21 protein-coding genes are annotated in these 22953 nt (G+C 41.0%); 2 read left to right on the forward strand and 19 right to left on the reverse strand.

All coding sequences use genetic code 11. The annotated features are described in order from the left end of the window. Positions 1 to 94: 94 nt before the first annotated feature. From rodA to WS34_RS00390, 7 genes are all read right to left on the reverse strand, one after another. On the reverse strand, positions 95 to 1516 hold the full coding sequence (gene rodA, locus WS34_RS00360; RefSeq protein ID WP_013611052.1) for a rod shape-determining protein RodA: 1422 nt from the start codon (positions 1514 to 1516) through the stop codon (positions 95 to 97). Positions 1517 to 1526: 10 nt separating this feature from the next. After that, complete coding sequence (gene mrdA, locus WS34_RS00365) at positions 1527 to 3398, reverse strand: penicillin-binding protein 2 (RefSeq protein ID WP_013611051.1); 1872 nt, start codon at positions 3396 to 3398, stop codon at positions 1527 to 1529. Between the two features lie 47 nt (positions 3399 to 3445). After that, positions 3446 to 3955: a hypothetical protein gene (locus WS34_RS00370; protein WP_013611050.1), complete on the reverse strand. Its 510-nt coding sequence runs from the start codon at positions 3953 to 3955 to the stop codon at positions 3446 to 3448. Then, positions 3948 to 4781, reverse strand: a complete 834-nt coding sequence (gene mreC, locus WS34_RS00375) for a rod shape-determining protein MreC (RefSeq protein WP_013611049.1) — start codon at positions 4779 to 4781, stop codon at positions 3948 to 3950. Before mreC ends, WS34_RS00370 begins: the two co-directional genes overlap by 8 nt. A gap of 12 nt (positions 4782 to 4793) precedes the next feature. Further along, complete coding sequence (locus WS34_RS00380) at positions 4794 to 5816, reverse strand: rod shape-determining protein (RefSeq protein WP_013611048.1); 1023 nt, start codon at positions 5814 to 5816, stop codon at positions 4794 to 4796. A 47-nt stretch (positions 5817 to 5863) separates the two neighbouring features. Continuing rightward, positions 5864 to 7399 carry a bifunctional phosphoribosylaminoimidazolecarboxamide formyltransferase/IMP cyclohydrolase gene (gene purH, locus WS34_RS00385; protein ID WP_046402412.1) on the reverse strand — a complete coding sequence of 512 codons (1536 nt, stop codon included), beginning with the start codon at positions 7397 to 7399 and terminating at the stop codon, positions 5864 to 5866. A 155-nt stretch (positions 7400 to 7554) separates the two neighbouring features. Then, positions 7555 to 8034: a Rieske (2Fe-2S) protein gene (locus WS34_RS00390; protein WP_046402413.1), complete on the reverse strand. Its 480-nt coding sequence runs from the start codon at positions 8032 to 8034 to the stop codon at positions 7555 to 7557. A 33-nt stretch (positions 8035 to 8067) separates the two neighbouring features. Here WS34_RS00390 and WS34_RS00395 point away from each other — a divergent pair, with 33 nt between their 5' ends. Next, positions 8068 to 8439, forward strand: a complete 372-nt coding sequence (locus WS34_RS00395) for a hypothetical protein (protein WP_046402415.1) — start codon at positions 8068 to 8070, stop codon at positions 8437 to 8439. Here WS34_RS00395 and WS34_RS00400 read toward each other — a convergent pair. From WS34_RS00400 to WS34_RS00410, 3 genes are all read right to left on the reverse strand, one after another. After that, positions 8436 to 9737, reverse strand: a complete 1302-nt coding sequence (locus WS34_RS00400; protein WP_046402417.1) for an outer membrane beta-barrel protein — start codon at positions 9735 to 9737, stop codon at positions 8436 to 8438. The two genes, WS34_RS00395 and WS34_RS00400, sit on opposite strands and share 4 nt — an antisense overlap. Then, positions 9727 to 10263, reverse strand: coding sequence for an RNA polymerase sigma factor (locus tag WS34_RS00405; protein ID WP_022160901.1), 537 nt, complete (start codon positions 10261 to 10263; stop codon positions 9727 to 9729). Before WS34_RS00405 ends, WS34_RS00400 begins: the two co-directional genes overlap by 11 nt. A 139-nt stretch (positions 10264 to 10402) precedes the next feature. Beyond that, positions 10403 to 12181: an aminopeptidase P family protein gene (locus WS34_RS00410; protein ID WP_046402419.1), complete on the reverse strand. Its 1779-nt coding sequence runs from the start codon at positions 12179 to 12181 to the stop codon at positions 10403 to 10405. Between the two features lie 651 nt (positions 12182 to 12832). Between WS34_RS00410 and WS34_RS00415 the strand changes: the two genes are divergently transcribed. Next, on the forward strand, positions 12833 to 13264 hold the full coding sequence (locus WS34_RS00415) for a helix-turn-helix domain-containing protein (RefSeq protein ID WP_041556351.1): 432 nt from the start codon (positions 12833 to 12835) through the stop codon (positions 13262 to 13264). Between the two features lie 49 nt (positions 13265 to 13313). On the opposite strand, the gene WS34_RS00420 is transcribed toward WS34_RS00415, so the two are convergent. From WS34_RS00420 to WS34_RS00460, 9 genes are all read right to left on the reverse strand, one after another. After that, positions 13314 to 14219 carry a dihydroorotate dehydrogenase gene (locus WS34_RS00420; RefSeq protein ID WP_013611040.1) on the reverse strand — a complete coding sequence of 302 codons (906 nt, stop codon included), beginning with the start codon at positions 14217 to 14219 and terminating at the stop codon, positions 13314 to 13316. Then, on the reverse strand, positions 14207 to 14968 hold the full coding sequence (locus WS34_RS00425; RefSeq protein ID WP_013611039.1) for a dihydroorotate dehydrogenase electron transfer subunit: 762 nt from the start codon (positions 14966 to 14968) through the stop codon (positions 14207 to 14209). Before WS34_RS00425 ends, WS34_RS00420 begins: the two co-directional genes overlap by 13 nt. A gap of 37 nt (positions 14969 to 15005) precedes the next feature. Beyond that, complete coding sequence (uvrA, locus tag WS34_RS00430; protein ID WP_046402447.1) at positions 15006 to 17771, reverse strand: excinuclease ABC subunit UvrA; 2766 nt, start codon at positions 17769 to 17771, stop codon at positions 15006 to 15008. A gap of 132 nt (positions 17772 to 17903) precedes the next feature. Next, entirely contained in the window at positions 17904 to 18344 is a 441-nt protein-coding gene (rplI, locus tag WS34_RS00435) for a 50S ribosomal protein L9 (protein WP_013611037.1), read from the reverse strand. Between the two features lie 18 nt (positions 18345 to 18362). Then, positions 18363 to 18632, reverse strand: coding sequence for a 30S ribosomal protein S18 (rpsR, locus tag WS34_RS00440; protein ID WP_013611036.1), 270 nt, complete (start codon positions 18630 to 18632; stop codon positions 18363 to 18365). Between the two features lie 3 nt (positions 18633 to 18635). Then, positions 18636 to 18986, reverse strand: coding sequence for a 30S ribosomal protein S6 (gene rpsF / locus WS34_RS00445; RefSeq protein WP_013611035.1), 351 nt, complete (start codon positions 18984 to 18986; stop codon positions 18636 to 18638). A gap of 199 nt (positions 18987 to 19185) precedes the next feature. Beyond that, positions 19186 to 20208, reverse strand: a complete 1023-nt coding sequence (gene mltG / locus WS34_RS00450) for an endolytic transglycosylase MltG (RefSeq protein WP_022160898.1) — start codon at positions 20206 to 20208, stop codon at positions 19186 to 19188. A gap of 20 nt (positions 20209 to 20228) precedes the next feature. Further along, a complete protein-coding gene (locus WS34_RS00455) occupies positions 20229 to 21275 on the reverse strand; it encodes a nucleoid-associated protein (protein ID WP_013611033.1) in 1047 nt (348 codons plus the stop codon). Between the two features lie 33 nt (positions 21276 to 21308). Further along, positions 21309 to 22946: a DUF3078 domain-containing protein gene (locus tag WS34_RS00460; protein WP_013611032.1), complete on the reverse strand. Its 1638-nt coding sequence runs from the start codon at positions 22944 to 22946 to the stop codon at positions 21309 to 21311. Positions 22947 to 22953 lie beyond the last annotated feature (7 nt).

Below are 22953 nucleotides of genomic sequence, written 5' to 3' on the forward strand. Positions count from 1 at the left end.
GCACGAAAATATTAAAAAAAACGAATAAAAACGCGCTTTAAGATATATTTAAAACGTTTGTGCCCGAAGATTTTACCCGGCAGATGTTCGCCGCTTAACTGAATACCTGAAGGCGGTTGGCATCCAGACGTAAAAAGATAAAGATCAAAATAGTAAATGCCCAAAGGGAAGAACCTCCGTAGCTGAAAAAAGGCAGGGGGATGCCGATGACGGGAGCCATTCCGATCGTCATTCCTATATTGATCGCCACATGAAAGAATAAAATGCTGGCTACCCCGTATCCATAGATGCGGGAAAAATCCGAACGCTGACGTTCCGCCAGGTAAATAATTCTTAAAATAAAGGCCATAAGTAGTCCGATCAGTATGGCCGAACCGACAAAACCCCATTCTTCGCCGACTGTACAGAATATAAAATCGGTACTTTGTTCGGGAACAAAATTGAATTTGGTCTGGGTACCCTGTAGAAATCCTTTTCCTAATAAGCCTCCTGAACCTATTGCAATTTTAGATTGATTGACGTTATAACCGGCTCCGGTCAAATCGGTTTCTATCCCCAATAAATTATTGATCCGGTCTTTCTGGTGGGGCTGTAATTTTTCGAAAGCATAGTCGACACCTACCGTCGCTCCGATACAAACCCAGGAAGCCAGTAAAACGAGCAGTATATGCTTCATCTTACGCTTATATATAAAATAAATACCGATCAAACCGGTCGATAAATAAGCGTACAATAATAATCTTTCATTTCCGATATTGAATTCAAATAACCACTTCAAAAATAATAAAAATAGGAAGCAGCTTACCAGGAAAATAATGATCCGATAAAATTCCTGTTTATTCTGACGGTAATACAGGAAGGCTATCAACGTCCCTGCAATAATCAGAGATAATACGACGATGGGGGGATAGATCAGGGTGAATATAAAAATAGCTATAGCTATAAAACATAATAATAGAAGTGAACCATGTAAACCTTCTCTATACATTACAAGGATAAACGAACTGTATACCAGTGCAGAACCGGTATCGTTCTGCAAGACAATCAAACCGGCCGGAATAGCCAATAACAAACCGATCAATGCCAGGCTTGAAAAGCGCATGATTTTAAAACCATGCCTGCTCATTACATTCGCAATAGCCAGACAAGTAGCGAATTTTCCGAATTCGGCCGGTTGTATCCGGATACCTCCGATTTCAAACCACGAACGGGCTCCATGGGATTCTACCCCGAAGACCAGTACGGCGGCCAAAAGTCCGACCGTCAGTCCATAGATCACAAAAGAAAAAGCGGTAAAAAATTTACTGTCGGTAAGTAAGATAAAAATACCCAATACGAAGGCAGCCCCGATCCACAACAATTGTTTTCCGTATTTCAGGTCGATATCCAAAATATTGCTGTGGCTTTCATCGTATACAGCCGCATAGATATTCAGCCATCCCATAAAAACCAGGAGGGTATATAAGAAAATGGAGAGCCAGTCTATATTTTTCAAAAGTTCTGATTGCCTGTTCATAATTCCAAGATTAATCTTCTTCGTTTTGCTTTTCTTCTGCTGTCTTCAAATGCTGTTCTTTCTTCGGAGTTTCCGGGATAATCAGATTAGAGTTCAACATTCTTTCCTCAATTGCTTTTTTGCGGGGAGCGATCTTGCCCTTGAGGTATTTCTCCATAATCAGTCCTCCGATAGGTACTGCATATTGGGCACCGAATCCTCCGTTTTCAATATAGATAGCGATCACAATTTTAGGGTTGTCTTTAGGAGCGAAGGCCATGAAAATGGAGTGATCCTCTCCATGCGGATTCTGAGCTGTCCCGGTTTTACCGCATATGACTACCGAATCGATAGAAGCCCCGCGGGCCGTTCCGCTGCTGGCTGCCATCGCCATACCTTCTACGACGATATCGAAGTATTTCCGGTCACAGTCGACCGTATGTTTCTCGACCTGATTGTTCGCCCCTTCGATCGGACGTACGATATGAGGAGTCATATAATACCCCCGGTTAGCCAATACACAGGCCATATTGGCTATCTGCAAAGGAGTAAGCTCCAACTCTCCCTGTCCGATAGAAAGAGACATAATATAACTCCAGCGCCAATCCTGAGTCCGGAATTTGCGATCGAATAGCGGAGGAGTGGGAATTGAACCACTGATCTCATTGGAGAAATCAGGACATATCTTCGCACCTAAACCGAAGGAACAAATAAAATCTCTCCATTCGATGTAAGCATCCCGAACACTATCGTATTTTCGGTTTTCCAGTATCCTTCGCCACACATTTACAAAATAGGGATTACAAGACTGCTGAATAGCCTGGTACAGATTCAGGGGAGAATTGTGATTGTGGCATCCCATCCGGATCCCTCCGATAGCTGTCTTAGCTTTCCCGTAACATTCGAAACAAGTTTCAGGGGTAATGACTTCTTCCTTTAAACCATACAGTGCTTGCAGTGTTTTAAAAGTAGAACCGGGAGGATAAGCTCCTGAAACGGTACGGTCGAACAGAGGCTTATTGGGATCCTGATTCAATTTTTTATAATTTTTACCTCTTTCCAGGCCGATCATCAGTTGGGGATCGTAGCCGGGGCTGGAAACTTTCAGTAGGATTTCACCTGTCGAGGGTTCCATAGCAATGATTCCGCCTCTCTTATTTCGCATGAGCTGGTAAGCATATTCCTGTAAGTCGATGTCCAGCGTAGTCGTGAGATTTTGTCCTACGATAGCGGGTTTATCATATAGACCGTTTTGGTAAGAGCCTTTTACACGATTATAATTGTCAACCAGTAGGATTTGTTCCCCTTTCGTACCTCTCAGCAGATTTTCATAACTTTTTTCGAGTCCGTTGACTCCGATATAGTCACCGGGAGCGTAGGTGCTGTCCTGTTCGACCAAAGTTTGGCTGACTTCTCCGATATATCCGAAGACATCGGCAGAATGGGAAACGTTATACTTTCGTAATGTTCGGGTCTGCATGAAAAATCCCGGATATTTGTGTAATTTTTCCTGCAATACGGCATATTTGTTGGCCGTGATCTGAGAGATCAGGACAGAAGCCTTGAAAGGAGAGTATTTCCGGCATTTGACCATATTTTTAATCAGCATATCTTTATCTATACCCAAAATAGTGATCAGCTCGGTTGTATCGAAATCTTTCACCTGACGGGGAATCACCATGAGGTCGTATGCCGGCTGGTTTTCTACCAATAATTTACCGTTCCGGTCAAAAATCAATCCTCTGGCCGGATATTGAGTCGCAATTCGTTGAGAGTTCATCATGGCTTTTATCTGGAATGAATCGTCTATCACCTGCATATAAAACAAGCGGATGATATAAATACAACAAACACAGATAATGATAGCCGAGATAACTGTTTTCCGATGTGTGTATTTGTTCATAACAATCTAACCGGGAATTTGAAAATTCAATATGCTCGAATTCAATTCTATTGGTTCTGTTTTTTCTTCAAAGCTATAAAATAATATAGCAAGATGAAAAAAGTAGAAGCTAAAGTGCTGAATAAAATACGCAGGCCGGTGATCACGAAATTGTGGACACTGAACGTTTCACAAAGGATCAGCACGGTGTTGAAAATCGCAGTACTGATAAAGACATATTTGAAAAACCAACCGAAATCACTGATTTTCTGTTTTCCCTGAATATCGTCGATCTGTTCCCGGTTTGAAGTCAGCATCAACAAACGGGGACGAATATAGGCCAATAAAGTCGTTGCCGCAGCATGAATACCCATGGTGTGGTTGGCCAGATCGACAAATAAACCTAAAAAGAAACCGAAAAACAAAATCGTTGCATTACGTAAACGGTAAGGCAGAATGTATATGGCCAGAATATAAATGTTGATATAGACGTAGGAGTGAAGCTGAATATTATCCAATATGGTCAATTGGAGTAATAGCAACACGAAGAGATGTATAACAAATTTGATATTACTCATGATTTTCCCTCCCTAAAGCCTGTTGTTCTTCTTTTCTGGTATTAGCGATAATGTATACATCCGAGATGCGTTTAAAATCAGTTGCAAGTTTTACTTTTATCGTCAGAAAATTAGCCGTTTCCTTATTTACCGATTCTACGAAGCCGATCATCTCACCTTCCGGGAAAATACTGGAAAATCCTGAAGTCACAATCGTATCGCCCACTTCTGTATCTACATGAAAGGGTATGTCGTTCAGATAAGAATACCGATAATCGTCTCCGTCCCATTGAAGTGAACCGTAGTAACCGTTTTTTTTGATTTTCGCTGAGATCCGAAGATTGGTATTGATCAAGGGTAATACCCGCGCATAACGATTGCTTACTTTCTCGATAATACCGACCACTCCTTCACTCGAACAAACGGCCATTTCGGGTTTGATCCCCTCAGTTGCGCCTTTGTCGATAACAATATAATTTTTAGTCTTGTTAAAACTGGAATTGATCATTTCAGCTGTTTTGTATACATAATCGACATCGGCAGAATCGGTAGGGGCCCATAATGTATCCGCATTACTGATCCGATTGAGAAGTTTCAGTTTTTCAATTTCATTTCTCAATTCGGTATTCTCTGCAACTAATTTTTCGTTGGTTACTTTCAGATAGAAATAATCGTCTACCCGGGTAACCACGGAAGATATGGTTCCGAAAAATGATGCTGTATAGCCTGAAAACACAGTTCTCTGATAGTTATTGTGTAAAACTATCAGAGAAAAGGAGAGGACTTCCAACAAAATAAAAATTATAGTAAAATGATATTTTAATATCAGTTTTATAATTTCTTTCACAGCCTAATGGTTTTACCTGATCAGGAAAGAGAACTTATCGACATTCTTTAAAGCAATACCTGTTCCCCGGGCAACAGCTCTCAACGGATCTTCTGCAATATGGAAAGGGATATTGAGCTTATCGGTCAGACGTTTGTCCAAACCTCTCAATAAAGCACCACCTCCTGCCAAATAAATTCCTTTATTGACGATATCTGCATATAGTTCAGGGGGAGTTTGTTCCAAAGCTCCTAGAATAGCGATTTCAATTTTCGATATAGATTTCTCCAGACAGTGAGCGATCTCCTGATAAGATACCGGTACTTCGACAGGTAACGAAGTCATCTGATTCGGTCCCTGTACGATAAAATCGGCAGGCGGTTCATCCAGTTCGGACAGCGCAGAACCTACATGTATTTTGATTTGCTCGGCAGTTCTTTCCCCGATCCGAATATTGTGCTGATGACGCATATATTCCTGAATGTCGTCGGTCAAATCGTCACCGGCAATCCGGATAGATTTGTTGCTAACTATACCACCTAAAGAAATAACGGCAATTTCGGTTGTACCACCACCTATATCTACGATCATATTTCCTTCGGGAGCTTCTACATCCAAGCCGATCCCCAAAGCAGCCGCCATCGGCTCATAAATCATATATACATCTCTTCCTCCTGCATGTTCTGAAGAGTCGCGGACAGCCCGGACTTCAACTTCCGTACTTCCCGACGGGATACAAACGACGATCCGCAAAGAGGGAGAGAAGAACTTACTATTTACACTTGCCATTTTAATCATACCGCGCAACATTTGTTCGGCAGCGTTAAAGTCGGCAATAACCCCATCCCGTAAAGGCCGGATGGTTTTGATGTTATCATGTGTCTTTCCCTGCATCTGCCGGGCTTTTTCTCCAATAGCGATAACCTTTTCGGTCTTCCGGTCGATAGCGACAATGGAGGGTTCGTTTACCACCATTTTATCGTTACAGATAATAATCGTATTCGCTGTTCCTAAATCGACAGCTATATCTTGTGTTAGAAATGAAAATAATCCCATTTTAAATGAACGTTAATAATTTATGAGCGTCAACCTCAATGGATTGTTTAATGTTTAAAATGTCTCATGCCGGTGAAAATCATAGCGATACCGTATTTGTTCGCAGCATCGATAGACTCCTGGTCTCTGACCGATCCTCCAGGCTGTATGATAGCTGTAATACCTGCTTGGTGAGCAGCTTCTACACAATCGGAGAAAGGGAAAAAGGCATCCGATGCCATCACACTTCCCGCAATACGATCGCTTCCCTGACGGATAGCGTTTTCTAAGGCCCAAATCCGGCTGACCTGTCCCGGGCCGACACCCGTTGTACACAAATCTTTAGCGATAGCGATACCGTTCGATTTGGTATGTTTCACTACTTTCCAGGCGAAGAGCAGATCTCTCATTTCAGCTTCGGTCGGTTGCCGTTTTGTGACGACTTTCAATTCCGATTCATGAAGTAGCTGGGTATCCGAATCCTGAATCAATAAGCCGCCAAGCACTGTTTTCGCTTTGCTGGCTTTCCGGTTTTTCTGATCGATATGGTCGAGTTGTAATAAACGTAAATTTTTCTTTTTAGTCAATATTTCCAATGCCTCTTTAGAGAAAGAAGGAGCTACGATCACTTCCAGGAAAATCTTGGCCATTTCGGTTGCCGTGGCTGCATCTATTTCCCGGTTTGCCGCCACGATTCCACCGAAGATAGAAACCGGATCGGCTTCATAGGCTCTCCGGTAGGCTTCTACCAATGTTTCTGCACTCCCGACCCCACATGGATTAGCGTGTTTGGCTGCAACTATAGTCGGTTCGTCGAATTCTTTTAAGGTTTCGAGTGCTCCGTCGGTATCTCCGATATTGTTGTAAGAAAGCTCTTTACCATGCAATTGGACAGCTCCGGTAAGTGTGCCTTGCGTCCCTAGTACAGAAGTATAAAAAGCAGCACTTTGATGGGGATTTTCGCCGTACCGAAGATCTTGCTTTTTCTCGTAGGTGAGAGTCAGTGTTTTCGGGTATTTGATATTCAGACGTTCGGAAAAATATCCTGCAATCAGAGCATCGTAGTGGGCGGTGTGGATAAATACTTTCGCTGCCAGCATTTCTTTGGTTTCGGCTGTCGTATCTCCGTTGTTTTTCAACTCATCGATTACCAGTCGATAGTCTTCGGGATCGGTGATGACCGTAACGAATTTGTAGTTTTTAGCAGCGGCCCGGATCATAGTGGGCCCGCCGATATCTATATTTTCAATGATTTCTGCATGGGATACCCCTTCTTTCAGAATGGTTTGTTTAAAAGGGTAAAGGTTACAAACCACAATATCGATCGGTTCTACTCCCAGTTCTGCCATCTGTTTCCGATGCTTTTCGTTGTCACGGATCGCCAGAATACCACCTTCTACATTGGGATGCAGGGTCTTCACTCTGCCGTCAAAACATTCGGGGAACTTAGTCAGATCTGAAATATCCTGAACTTTAATGCCTTCTTCTTTCAGTTTTTTAGAGGTCCCGCCGGTTGAAATGATCTCCCAGCCCATAGAATCCAGTGATTTAGCGAACTCAACAATACCTGTCTTATCAAATACACTAATTAATGCTCTCTTCATCCGGATTATATTTTTTTAGTTATCATCCGAGCTATCGGATTTTATTCATTTTATACAAATCGTATTTCGTTGCAAAGGTAAAAAAAAAGAAGATTATTTTTATATAAAATCGCAGATAGTGCATTTTTTTTATGGATACACCTATTCGCTGTGTTTTAATAATTGACAATGAGTTTATTACCTACTTTTGAAATGGGATATCCTTTCAAGGGGTAAATTTCATAAGTCAGATTGAAAGGGGTTCCGTAACGAAGTGAAAATTGAGTGTGACAAACCGGACAAACAGCCAGTTCTCCGTCCAAATCTTCTTTCGTAAAATGGGAAGTCAGTTCCTGGCAGTTGGTACAGGTGGCATCCCAGCAAGCATATTCGGTATCGTTCAAACGGATGACGACGATTCCTTGGCCATTATATCCCAATGGTTTGGCGTCCGGCTGAGAACTGGTCAGGTAAATAGGCTGGCCGGGAACCTGAAGATTACTTTCGCCTCCTATTCCTAAATTAATCTGTGTATATACCGGGACATAAGGAATGAGGTGTTTATCCCTGAGTTTTTCGTTGAATTTATCCCCGCAACCGATATTTATTCCCCAAATGATGGAAACTAATAAAAAAAATACTATTTTTGATTTCATGAATAAGAAATTTGCGACACAAATATAATAAATATGAATATCTCTACAGCAGAATTCGATTGGATTTCCCTGATATTGGTCATAGGGGCTGGACTTATCGGTTGGATAAAAAGTAATAATGCAAAGAAAACCCAAGTCCCGCCTGTTTTTGAACAACCCGGTCAGATCGGGGAAGAAGAAGAGATTCTGCCCAATGTAGAAGAGTATACAATAACTAAAAATAAAGATGTTTCAGATGGACCGGTTATACAGGAAATCGTTGCTGATTATTACAGAGATCCGAAAGTCATGATTGACGACAGGGATGAATTACCGGCCGAAGAAAATGAAGAGGAAGAACACGTACAGTTCGACATCCGGCAGGCTATTATCAGCAGTGAAATTTTAAAACGGCCTCAATATTAAAACCGGATACCGATACCTGTAGAGAAGGTGAATAAATAAGGTTTGAAATCGATGTCGTCATTCCGACTTAAAGATTGCAGAAAATATTTGAAGCCCGGCTCGATCATAATTCTGATTTTAGACGTGACCGGATATTCCATCCCCAATCCGATATCCGTACTTATATTGAAATTACGGATATCTTCTGTACTTCCGATATATTCTTTGTCTCTTCCATTCCTTAAGAATACCTTGTTATTTACGATAAAATTGCCGCTTACTCCTCCCGATACGGCAAACAATACTTTATTATTATTCAGTAAATACCGCACATGAAGAGGAATTTCGAGCGTACCGAAAGTTTGTTCGATGGTTTCACTGCTGCTACTGTTCAAACTACTGAGCAAAATAGCTTCCGGACTACGGTAGGCGACACCTTGGGTACGGGTTTTAATATTTCCCAACGGAGTGGCGATCATCCGGTCACTATGTTGGAGCGAAGGGAGCATCATCGCCCGGACTCCCGAGCCTGCTCCGGAAGTTTTCTGTCCCATACGGGAATAGAATAATCCTGTTTGTACGGAAAATCTTTTATTGGCAGAGACAGATAATTTTAATCCACCTCCGACATTCATCAAGCCGTCCATCTGGTTACTGGAATAACTCACTCCCCTGGAATTTTTTAACGAAGAGGAATAACTACCGGATGAATAGGCCGGAACAAAGTGGCCGCTGACCATCACTTTGATTTTTCTTTTTTCATCCGTTGTCAAGGAAGTGGGCGTATTCAGTAATTTCTGATATTCTTTTTGATTTTGATAGGCTTCTTTACTGGTTAAAGGAATAAAATTGCGTTGAAGCTTCCGGGTAGAAATTGCATAGTCCGGTGCTGTCTGCTCGATAAATCCGGCTTCACCGGCTCGATGCATTTGAATCGGTTCTAATTCAGTCCTCTTGTTTTGTGCTATCAAAACCGGTACTTCCGTCACCGTCTCCTTCGTTACATATTGAACGGTCTTTTCTTCTTGTATAGAATCGGAGAAGGTATCCGGCAAATTCGTGGAATCTTTTGTTTTTAATATTTCTGTACCGGTAATACCGGCAACTTCTATTTCGGGTGATTCGACGGAATAGAACAACCAAATTCCGATAAAAGCGGCGACCACTGCTGCTGCAGCTGCAGTGCGCCACCACCACAACGCCACTTTGTGTTTGCTTTTGTTCAGCTGTCGTTCTATATTTCCCCAGATATAGGGAGGAGGCTCACAACTTTTATCCTGAAGGGCCTTTTTAAAAAGATGATCTAAATTATTGTTCATGGTCTAAATATTCCTTCACTTTTCTTTTTAATATTTCCCTGGCTCTGGCCAGATTGGATTTCGACGTACCCTCGTTAATACCGAGTAAGGCTGCGATATCCTTATGGGACATTTCTTCGATCACATAGAGGTTGAAAACCATTTTGTACCGTTCCGGAAGTTGATTTACAAAATCAGCCAACACTTCTTCCGGAATGCTGACCTCTTCGTCTATGTCCTCGTTATCTTCGATTTCAGGTAACTCCTCTACAATTTGCAATGGGGAATTTTTCCTGAATTTCTCCATTGCCGTATTGATCATGATCCGTTTCATCCATCCCTCAAATGAACCTTTTCCGGTATATTGTCCGATAGAAGTGAAAATTTTGATAAATCCATCCTGCAACGTATCTTCGGCATCTGCCCGGTCTTTGGAAAAACGGAGACATAATGCAAACATTTTTGCAGAAAATATCTGATAGATTTTCTCTGCTGCCTGTCTGTCACCCTGTTTGCATTTATCTATTATTCGGTCCAAATTACACATCAATATCTGTTATAGAGATGTAAGAAATTTAAAAAGGTTGCGTCCCTGATAAAAAGAAAATCAGAAAAAATGAAATGATTTACCAATGTTCATAATGGAATTGTGAACATTGGTAAATATGAGTAGAATAGAAGCCGGATCATAGTACCGGTTTGGTCTTTTCAGCCAGCCATTGAGCTTCCTCGGGAGTCAGATAAGGTGCAGTTTTTTCATAGACTGTTTTGTGATAGTCGTTCAGCCATTTTTTTTCATCTTCACTTAACAAATCAAGTAATAGAGCTGAAGTATCGAAGTAGCAGAGTGTTAATGTCTCAAATCCATACCATTCCCCGAATTCATTTTTACTGACCGGGATACATAAAATCATATTTTCATGCCGAATACCGTGCGAACCTTCCCGATACAGACCAGGTTCGTCGGAGGTTACCATACCGGGAACCACATCCTGGTTTTTCAATTCCTGGCGGATAGCCTGAGGACCTTCATGTACATTTAAGAAAAAGCCGATCCCATGCCCCGTACCATGTCCATAGTTCCGGCAAGTTTGCCAAAGAGGCTGACGAGCGATAGCGTCTATATTACAACCTTTGGTACCTTTCGGAAAAATGCATCTGCTCAGTGCAATCATTCCTTTTAATACGGTGGTGTAATCTTCTTTTTCCAAGCGAGTTAGTTCTCCAAGTGGAACTGTCCGTGTAATATCGGTCGTACCATGTGTATATTGGCCCCCGGAATCGATCAGATAAAATCCACGTGGCTGCAGTTCTGCATCTTCTCCCGGAATAGCCGAATAGTGAGGCAGTGCTGCATTTGCACCATAAGCTGAAATGTTGGCAAAACTATCTTCTACATATCCGTCATTTTGGGCTCTGAAAGCCGAAAGTTGTTCGGAAACAGAGATTTCCGTCAAATGGTTGCCGATATTACGTTCCACCCAATAAAAGAATTTCGTCAGGGCTACACTGTCTTTTATACAAGCTTTTCTGAACCCTTCAACTTCTATCGGATTTTTGATGGCTTTTGCCAAAACAATAGGTGACTCTTGTTCTTTTACCTGAAATTCTGTAAAGAGTTTATGATAGACAGCATAATTTAAGGTGGCCGAATCCACGGTAAACACCGAATTTTTGTCTAGTTCTTCCAGGAATAAAAACAAATGATGATAATCCCGGATTTCTATACCTTCCTGACTTAATTGACTTGCGATTTCGCGAGAGACTTTGGTATTTTTTATAAACAACCAGGCTTTGGCTTTACCGACAACTGCATAACTGATGGTAACAGGATTGTAAATGATATCGTTGCATCTTACATTATATAACCAGGCGATTTCATCCAGGCAACTGAAAAGCATATAATCTGCATGTGCAGCTTGTAACTTTTCCCGGATCATGGTTATCTTTTCATTAGCCGATTTTCCGGCAGTAGCGGTAGGTACTAAAAAGAGTTGGGCATCGGGTAAGGAAGGACGATCCAGCCATATCTCTCCTAATAGATCTGTTTTTTCTACAACAGTAATCTGTTTGGGGGTTAGGGTCTCTTGCAGATTTTTCATGTCACAGACAGAAATACAGAAACTATCCAAACCGACCCGACTTCCTTCCGGTAAGTTGGTTGCCAGCCATTCCGGATAATCGACCGCTTCCGGCACTCTCAATTTATGCATCTGTATTCCCGAATCCTTCAGTTGTTTTTCCGCCTGTATAAAATAACGGGTATCTGTCCAAAGTCCGGCTTCATTTTTCAAGACGACAACCGTACCGAAAGATCCTGTGAAACCGGAAATCCATTGTCTTTGTTTCCAGGCTGCCGGTAAATATTCACTATTGTGCGGATCGGTTCCGGATATAATATATGCATCCAGTGATTCGCGTTCCATAATGGCTCTTAAAGCTGAAAGTTTTTCCTTGATCGTCATAATCCAGATTTTAAATTTCACCAAATATAATAAGAAAAATTAAAATTCTAGCAGCGATTGTCATCGAGTAGTGCTATTTTCTAATAAAAGAATAGAAATGTTACACATTACAATTGTAATACATGGGGATTTTACAGGAATTAAAGGTTTTTATATTACAAATGTAATCAAATTCCAAAACAACAGAAGTGGATTACAATCTTAATTCAGGGGATTTGGAATATTTTACATTTTTTATATTTTAAGATATATAATAATGATTATCAGTATTATATATCCTATTTTGAATAAATTACTTTAATTACCTAGGGCAAACTTCAGTTGTTAAAGCGATAAATAAGGCAATTTGAAGGTATTTATATTTATATATTTATTTAATATCCAGTTATTTATATTGTATCATTTCATGTTTAACTTCATATAAAAAACAGAAATATAACCTTAGGAATATATATTCAAATTGTTAATTTACAGAAACTTAGTATCGAATAACCTTTTAACTGTTCACTAAATTACTGATTTTAAGGATTTAACCATACCGATAAATCATGGATTGATTGTATTATTACATTTGTAATGTATATCATATTACAAATGTAATTTTGATAGTTGCAGAATATATATTACATTTGTAATGCAATATTTTACAAGATGCAAGAGAGATTTAAGCAGCTTTTGGAAGAAAAAAATCTGACAGCAACTCGTTTTGCTGCAATGATCAAGGTCAATGCTTCGGCGATGTCACATATTCTGAACGGGCGAAGTAAACCCGGATTCGATGTATTGGACAAAATTGCACAAGCTTTTCCGGACGTAAACTTAAATTGGTTGATTTCCGGTAAAGGCTCTCTATACAATAACCGTATTTCCACTCCGGCTAAAGAGGTTGAAAAAATACCTGTTCAGAAAAATTTATTTGAAGAAGAAGAAAAACGCTTTCCTATCGAAGAAAAAAATACAAAAGCAGAAGAGATTTTACGACCGGCCGTTTCCGTCGCTTCGATACCTACAGCCAAAGGAAAGAAGGTCAAACGGATTATCTTATTTTTTGAAGACGGCAGCTTCGAAGATTATGAGAAATGAGGTTATCTTCATATAGCATTCAGACAGCCTCATTTCTGATTTGAAGTATTTATATCAGTCCGATAATTTCTTTGACAGACTTACAACCATTTTCATCCAGATAATCGTTTATACCTTCGATTATTTTTACGGTGATCGCCGGATCGATAAAATTAGCGGTTCCGATTTGAACAGCAGAAGCGCCTGCCAATAAAAATTCGATAGCATCGGTCGCACACATGATTCCTCCAAGGCCGACAACCGGAATCTTTACTGCTTTAGCGACTTGCCAAACCATACGTAGAGCGATCGGTTTTACACAAGCTCCGCTCAATCCCCCGGTAATCGTACTTAAAACGGGTTTGCGTTTTTTGGCGTCGATAGCCATTCCCAGCAGAGTATTGATCAGAGAAACCGAATCGGCTCCTTCACTTTCTACAGCCAAAGCTATTTCCTGTATATTGGTCACATTGGGGGATAATTTTACCATCAAATGCTTTTTGTATACCCGTCTGACTGCTTTTACGACTTCGGCAGCAGAAGCACAACTGGTACCGAAAGCCATTCCACCTTCCTTTACATTGGGACAGGAAATATTCAATTCGATGGCAGGGATGTGATCCAAGGCGTTGATTTTTTCTGCAGTCTCCGCATAATCAGTGATGGTAGACCCGGAAACATTTACCAGAATATTCGTTTCGATATCCTTTATTTCCGGATAAATACGTTCGATGAAATAATCGACCCCTTTATTTTGCAAGCCGACTGCATTCAACATACCGGAGGGGGTTTCAGCCATACGGGGATAGGAATTCCCTTCGCGGTGTTTTAGGGTAGTACCTTTTACTATAAATCCACCCAACTTATCGAGTTGAATGAAATCTTGGAATTCTAAACCATAACCAAATGTTCCTGATGCTGTCAATACAGGATTTTTTAGCTCTAAGCCATTGAGGTTTATATTTAAATCTGCCATTTTAAATCATTTATATTAAATACCGGACCGTCTGTACATACACATTTATGACCTTCTTTGGTGTCGTTTACACAGCAAAGGCAAGCTCCGATTCCACAAGCCATCGTATTCTCCAGAGAAACTTCACAATCGATATGTTTAGAATAAGCATACCTGGCAACTGCTTTCATCATCGGTTCGGGGCCACAACAAAAGATATGGTCGAATTGTTCAGTTAGAATGGTATGCTGAGTGGGATATCCCTTTTCTCCATAAGAACCGTCTTCGGTTGTATAGTATACCGTTGCATACTTTTCATACTCTTCTTTTAAGATAATATCTTTCACTGTCCGGGTTCCGATCAGAACCACCGGGTGTAGCCCTTTATCGGAGAGTTCTTTGGATAAATGCAAAAGGGGAGCGATACCGACACCGCCACCAACCAGTAAACATCGTCCTTGTTCGGGTTGAGAGAAGCAATTTCCCAATGGAAGTATAATATTCAACTGTTCACCGGGCTTAAGCGTGGACAATTTTTCGGTCCCTTTACCTGCAATTTTTACTAAAAGATAAAGCAGGCCTTGTTTCTTATCCACATCATGCACGGATATCGGCCGGCGTAAAAAAGTAGAAGGGGAATGGTCTACTCTGACATTGACGAATTGTCCTGCCTGAATCTCCGGTAACTCTATGGAATGCAACACCAATAAAAAATTGTCTGCATTGAGCCGGCGGTTTTCTTTAACAGTAAAATCTAGTATTTTCTTCATGCTGTTTAATGAGATCTGGTGATCACTGATTTATTATTTATTGCAATTTTTCTTTCAGATAGTGCCCTGTATAGGATTCCGGACATTTTACCACTTGTTCCGGTGTACCGGTACAAACGATACGTCCACCTTCTTTTCCTCCCTCAGGTCCGAGGTCGATAACATAGTCGGCACATTTGATAACATCCATATTGTGTTCGATGATCAATACGGAATGTCCCCGTTCGATCAAAGCATTCAACGAACTCATCAATTTATGAATGTCGTGGAAATGCAGACCTGTCGTCGGTTCATCGAAAACAAAAAGGGTAGGATCGGCATTTTCCCGGCTTAAATGATAAGCCAGTTTGACCCGTTGGCTTTCACCACCGCTGAGAGTACTGGAAGACTGGCCCAGCTTCACATAACCTAATCCAACGTCTACCAATTTTTGTAACTTATCTACAATACTACGTTCGCTATGACCATTCCCCGCAGAAAAAAATTCCAGGGCCTGATTTACGGTCATTTCCAGAATATCATAAATATTTTTACCCTTATAACTGATCTCCAGTACCTCGTCTTTAAAGCGTCTGCCTTTGCAGTGTTCACACTCCAGAAATACATCCGCCATAAATTGCATTTCCACTTTAATAATTCCTTCTCCCTGACATTCTTCACAACGCCCACCGGGTACGTTGAAAGAAAAATGTGCCGGTTTAAACCCCTGTACCTTAGCAGCTTGTGTATCTGAGAAAATTTTACGGATATCGTCCCAAGCCTTTAAATAGGTAACCGGATTGGAGCGTGTAGATTTTCCTATCGGATTTTGGTCGATAAATTCGACTCCGGTAATGGCTTTCAAATCTCCGGTGAGTTTATCGAAACTACCTGTGCGATCGGAATAATCTCCATATAATTTCTTTAAGGCAGGTACCAGAATCGTTTTTATCAAAGTACTTTTACCTGAACCGCTGACTCCGGTAATCGCAGTCATGATTTTCAAAGGAATATCGACAGTGATATTTTTCAGGTTATTCTCGGTTGCTCCGCTGATTGTTATTTTTTGTTTCCAGGGACGTCTCCGGGCAGGAACTTCGATTTTACGCTTCCCGAAAATATAATCGGCGGTTAACGTACCGGCAGTTTTCAGTGCTTTCATATCGCCCTGAAATACAACTTCACCCCCCAGGCGTCCAGCCTGAGGGCCGATGTCGATCACCTGATCGGCTGCTTTAATGATGTCTTCGTCATGCTCGACGACAATGACGGTATTTCCCAAATCCCTTAGTTTTTTCAATACTTTGATCAATTGTTCGGTATCCCGGGAATGTAATCCGATACTAGGTTCATCCAGGATATAGAGCGAACCGACCAAAGCCGAACCCAGGGAAGTAGCTAAATTGATCCGCTGGGATTCTCCACCTGAAAGTGAAGAAGAAAGCCGGTTCAGAGTGAGATAACCCAAACCTACTTCAAGTAAAAATTCAAGTCGGTTCTTAATATCGGGAAGGATCCTTTCTGCCACTTTGTTTTGAGCCGGAGTCAAAGAAAGGGTATCGAAGAATACTTTCAGATCGGATACCGGCATTTCAACCAGTTCGGGCACCGATTTACCGCCGATCTTCACGTATGAAGCTTCGGGTTTTAAGCGAGTACCATGGCATTCTGGGCACTTGGTCTTTCCTGTATACCTGGCAATCATCACCCGGTTTTGAATTTTGTATTTTTTGGATTCCAAATAATTGAAGAAATCGTAAATTCCTCCAAAGTACGGACATCCGTTCCATAGGATATTCTTTTCCGCTTCTGTCAATTCATAATAGGGAGTATGAATCGGGAAATTAACTTTGTGTGCATGTTTCACCAATTCGTTTTTCCATTCGCTCATTTTTTCCCCTCTCCAACACAGCACAGCTTCTTCGTAGATACTGAGCGATTTATTCGGAACGACCAAGTCTTCGTCTATACCCAGAATTTTCCCATATCCTTCACATTTCGGACAGGCTCCCAAGGGAGAGTTGAAACTAAAGGTATTGACTGTAGGCACGACAAAGCTCATACCATCTGCTTCGAAACGATTGGAAAAGGAGCGAATTTCCCCGTCGATCTCTATAAAACATTCTCCTTTTCCTTCATACAGAGCCGTTTCTACCGATTCGGAAACCCGGGAAACGGTATCTTTTTCCTGGGTGATGTTGATCCGGTCGATGACGAGATATAGATCGGATGGGTTCGAAAGAACTTTATTTTCAGCGAGGATATCGTCGATCCGGTGATATTCTTTTCCTGATTTTATACGGGAAAATCCCTGGCTCAACAACAATTTTAAAGTTTCCACATCCTGCAAGTGTTCAGGACGTGCCAGGATAATAACAGTTTTGCCGAAGTGGTCTTCCAGGATATACCGGGTAATGTCGTCAGTATGATCTCTTTTTACTTCCCGTCCCGATATCGGGGATATGGTTTGTCCTGCCCGGGCGTATAATAATTTGATATAATCGTATATTTCTGTAGAAGTACCTACCGTCGAGCGTGGATTAGAAGTATTTACCTTCTGTTCGATTGCAACGGCAGGGGGAATTCCTTTGATATAATCACATTCCGGTTTATTCAGACGTCCCAGAAACTGCCGGGCATACGACGACAGACTCTCGACATACCGGCGCTGACCTTCGGCATATAGCGTGTCGAAAGCCAAAGAAGATTTGCCGCTACCTGATACTCCCGTGATGACAATCAGTTTATTGAGTTCGATTTTCAGATCGATATTTTTCAGATTGTGCACCCGTACACCCTTCAAATCAATATATGGTTTATTCATATTATCTTTCACATTTAGCATACAAAGATAATGAAAATGTTGCGAAAAATAAAAGCACCCGGCGAAGGGTGCTTTTAAGCGTTTGGAATATGTTTGGAAATACGTTTATAGTCCGTTTATGACTTTGGTTAATTATTCAGAAACTACTTCGAACTGAACATCGACTTTCACTTCACGATGAAGTTTGATGACAGCGGTATAAGTTCCTACTTCTTTAATTTCTTTCAGCATGATTTTCTTCCGGTCGATATCGAATCCCTGAGCCAATAAAGCTTCTGAAATCATGATATTGTTTACGGAACCGAAAATCTTACCGGTACTACTGGTTTTAGCACCTACAGTCAGTTTCAATTCAGCCAGTTTTGCAGCCAATTCTTCAGCTTCTGCTTTCAATTTAGCTTCCTTGTGTGCCCGTTGTTTGGTATTTTCTGCAACGATTTTCTTTGCAGCTTCGGTAGCTAAAATGGCATATCCCTGAGGAATCAGGTAGTTACGGCCATATCCGGGTTTTACGTTGATCACGTCGTCTTTATGTCCCAGATTTGCGATATCTGTCAATAATATAATCTGCATTTCGTGTCCTCCTTTTAATTATTTCATCAAATCGGTTACGTAGGGCAACAAAGCAAGGTGTCTTGCTCTTTTTACAGCAGTTGCAACTTTTCTCTGGAATTTCACAGAGGTACCGGTAATTCTTCTGGGAAGGATTTTACCTTGTTCGTTCAAAAATTTCTTTAAAAATTCAGGATCTTTGTAATCGATGAATTTGATTCTTGCTTTTCTGAAACGGCAGTATTTTTTCTTTTTAACATCCACCGTTGGGGGGGTCAGATATCTGATTTCACTTTCGTTCTGTGCCATAGCTTATTTCTCCTCTTGTTTAGCTGCGTATTTACTTCTTCTTTTTAAAGTATACTCATAAGCATACTTGTCTAATCTAAACGTTAAAAAACGAATAACTCTCTCGTCACGTCTGTAAGCGGTTTCCAGTTTGTCAACCAGTGCACCTTCTGCTTCAAACTGTAACAAATGATAGAATCCGGTCGTCTTTTTCTGGATCGGATAAGCCAGCTTGCGAAGTCCCCAAGCTTCCTCATGTTCAATCGTACCACCATTATCGGTGATGGTATTCTTGAATTTTTCTACCGCTTCCTTTATCTGTTGTTCAGATAAAACGGGAGTTGTAATGAAAACGGTCTCGTAATGATTCAACATAATGATTTGATTATTAGTATAAAAATAATTTATCGGCCGCAAAGGTAGTATTTTCAACTGAAACTGCCAAACAAACAGGGGGCTTTTGAGTTATAAAGTTTATAAAGTCCGTAAAGTTTATAAAATCGATGTCCCCTGCGGGTACTTTTTTTAGGATCACTGAGGCGACCGATGGTAAATATGTATATAACTGCCTCTTTTAATAAATTCTTTTTATATTCAGGGCACGGTGATATTCGTTGGCATGCCGGTTGTGTTCCCGCAGGGTACGGGAAAAATAGTGACTACCGGAAAAATCACTTTTGGCACAGAAAAACATATAATCGTGGTGCTGATAATTCAATACCGCATCGATTACCCGGATAGAGGGCATACGTACCGGTCCGGGAGGAAGGCCTGTATTTTTATAGGTATTGTAAGGAGAGTCTATTTCCATATGTTTATCCAGCACCCGTCTGATGGAGAAATCTCCCCAGGCAAATTTCAGGGTCGGACAAGCTTCTAACTTCCAGCCTTTATTCAAGCGATTGATGTAAACCCCTGCGATGACAGGGTATTCGTCGGCAATATTGGTCTCTTCTTCTACAATCGAGGCCAATATCAGAATATCCATAGGAGAGAGGTCGGCTTTCCGGGCTTTCACTAGCCGCTCTTCTGTCCAGAATTTCCGGTATTCTTTATACATCCGCTGAATAAAATCTTCAACCGGCGTATGCCAATACACCTGGTAGGTGTTAGGGATAAACATACCGATGAAATTTTCCGGCGTAAAACCTAATTTCTTTACATATTCGGCGTTACGGGCCAATTGCAGAAATTCGGTTGAATCGATACCCAACTGACGGGATAAAATCGCAGCAAAGTCCTCTAAAGTACGGATATTGTTAAAAGTCAGGTGAACCGGTTCCTGACGACCGGCACGTAACATATTGATCAATTGATTATTGTTCATCTTGTCGACCAGGCGATACCGGCCGGTTTTTACTGCAGAAGGATATTTTTTCAGTTCTGCAAGCTTGCGAAGGGTGTATTCGTTTTTTACATATCCGCTACTGATCAGTGTTGTCATGACCGTTTCAAAGGAATCTCCCGGCTGAATGAAAATAATCCCATCATCGCCGACAGTGATGTTAGGACGCTGCACAAAGTAATAATAACCTCCTGCAATACCTCCCAAGCCGAGTAAAACAATCAAGCCGACGATTATTCCTGTCTTTTTCATCCGTTGACATTTTTCATTTTTTACTCTTCATTCCGAAAATAGAGTACGTAATAATTCATATCTCGGTCAGGATCGTAACCTTTGCGGATATATTTTTTTTCTCCGTGAATATAGACGTGAAAATTCTTGTCTAATTTAAGGACATGTTTAAAATATTTTTTCTCATCCTTCACAGCAAAATCCGATATGGCGAACTGGTCGGTGAGTTCGACATTATTATCCGTTTCGTACTGGCATTTGAAGTTCTCGAAAGCATTGATTACTTCGGGTTCTTGTACGACTTCTTGTTTGAAACGTTCTTCCGAAAAGACGTCCGCATCCTTAAAGAAATTAATCGATCGGTTGAGCATGTCTATTTGGTCTGCCCGTGGTACATCATTCTCCTGATTGTAAATATCTTTTACAAAATCCTTACACAGGTTCAGATAATTAGAGGTCTGGAAATAACTGGCCTCAGCCGGTTCCAGTCCTAGGAAATCGGTCGTCCAGTAGATCGCCTCTTTGGTATTCGTTTTATCCAGGATACAAACTTTGTATCCATTGTCCCGGTTGACATTGAAGACGATGCAAGCCTTGTCCAGTTTTTTGATATTGATCCCCGATTCTCCCACCAGTTGATAAGTATTCTGATTCATCACTATTTTCAGAAAAGTGTCTTTGGTTTCTGATTTGAAAATGCCGACAGCATCACAGACACCTTCTTCAACATTACAATTTCGAAAATGAACGATATACAATTCTCCGGGTTTGATATTCGGGTTGTTGGATTGTTCGAACAGATGTTCGGCTATTTGGACAGATTGCTGATAAAATTCAGACTCATTGTCGAAGATCTGGGAAACCGACGCATAGACCGGGTTATTCATCAACTCTTCTTCATAGGGCAAAAAGTTGTAATAAGCATCCTTCTTGAAGGCGGACAAGAAATAACTTTTCAATAAATTTACCACATCGGGATCCTCGGGTAGGAAACAACCGTCGGACAAAGTGAGCCCACCGCCTTCGAATTTATTGCCGACATGATGAATCACAATATTACTGATGTCGCTATTTTCAAAATTGATCATGACGATAAAATAGTTAAGGTAAATATTCCTATGTCAGAATCTGAAATTTACACCCAGATTCAAATTTTCCTTGAATTGTAACTTTTTGGAATTGTTCTCATTATAAATAGTTTCCGTATAAATCGAAGCCCTCATGAAATAGTTGATATTAAAGTCGATATTGAGTTTCCAGTTTACTGTAAAAGGAATTTTCTTTTTTTCTTCGTTATCGGATTCAAAATTCAGATAATGGTCTTTTTTTTCATAACTCATAAACCAGGTCAATTCGTTCCTGATGTTCATGATTTTAAAGATATTGTTTTGCGTGCTCCTCAGGTCTATTCTTGCACCGGCCTCCCTTCTGGCCCGTTTACCTTGTTCCACTCCATAACGTCCGACGTCGATTTTCGCCGTATCCCGGACAAAATTCCATTTACCGGCAATAGGGGAGATAAACAACGAAAAACGATCGTTAGGCTTAAAATCAAGACCCAATGACAGGGTGAAATCTCCCGGGCTCATAAAATTGGCAACCAGTTTCTTGTCCTGATCCTGCGGATACTCGTAGGAGTTGAAAAGCTGGGTAATGACATTGAACTGGGCGGTATAATACCAATGTTTAAAGGCCCTTTGTCCCAATTTCGAGTTCAACTCAAAGCGATCTTCATTCTTCCGGATATCTTCATCCCCATTTTTCATGAAACCGAAGCGATAGTGTACCCAGTTTTCCCAGCTGGTATTATTCCGGTTGTAATTCCAGAAATAACGGATATTACTCAACAGGGATAAGGAATTTTCACCCCCACTGGTCCAGTTGGCCAGTTTACCCTGACTCATGGCCAACTCGACTTCGGAATAATAAGTCCAGTATCTCCGATGTAACTGCCCGACCTGCATCGGATTGAGCTTGAAATATTCATCGTCGAAGCGATTGGAAATGCCGGCTTCATTGGTTTCAGCATGTTTTTTCTCTATGGCGGGAGTCTGGTATACATCTTCGTCAACATAGATTTTCAGCCGGTTACCTTGTGGCATCACCTGAATCCAGGTGCCGATCGTATCGCATATTTTATTGGAAGCCCAAAAACGATGATATTGCATCCGCCCGTTATTGACCCAAAAGCGAACAGAGTTATCGGCCACACTCATGATTTCCAGCAGGACAGAATCCCGGCTGGCATCCCTAAGCCATATATAATTGGAATCCTGATGAATATAGTTGACAAAGGTCTGTAAATCGGTATTGATATATTCTTCAAAATCTCCGGTCAGTAAATACTCAGTATTTTTATAAAATTCGATACTATCATAGGTAATCTTTTGTTCGAGTGTTTCCAGGGCTTGTTCCTTTTTTCCCATCGTTTGGGCATATCTTTTCAGATACTCCACCACATGCTTTAATCTTTCATCTTCAGCATAGCGAATCAGGGTATTGATGGCTTCATTGACCTGTGGTTCCGGATAACGTTCCTTCTTCAGATTTTGTATGGCATACCGGACTCCCGGGTTTTCAATAGTCCGGTTTTCCTGTCTTACTTTGTAGAGAAAAGGAGGGAAGGAGAGCCCCGTCAGTTTATTTACCACAGGGCCGTTCAGTGGTGTCCGGGGCTCCATGACTTCCGGATATAACAACTGGGCCCAACCACTTCCGGTTATACATATAAACAGAAACAAAAGAAATATATTTCTCATAACACAC

It is taken from the genome of Odoribacter sp. N15.MGS-14, assembly GCF_000980245.1.
Taxonomy (GTDB): domain Bacteria; phylum Bacteroidota; class Bacteroidia; order Bacteroidales; family Marinifilaceae; genus Odoribacter; species Odoribacter splanchnicus.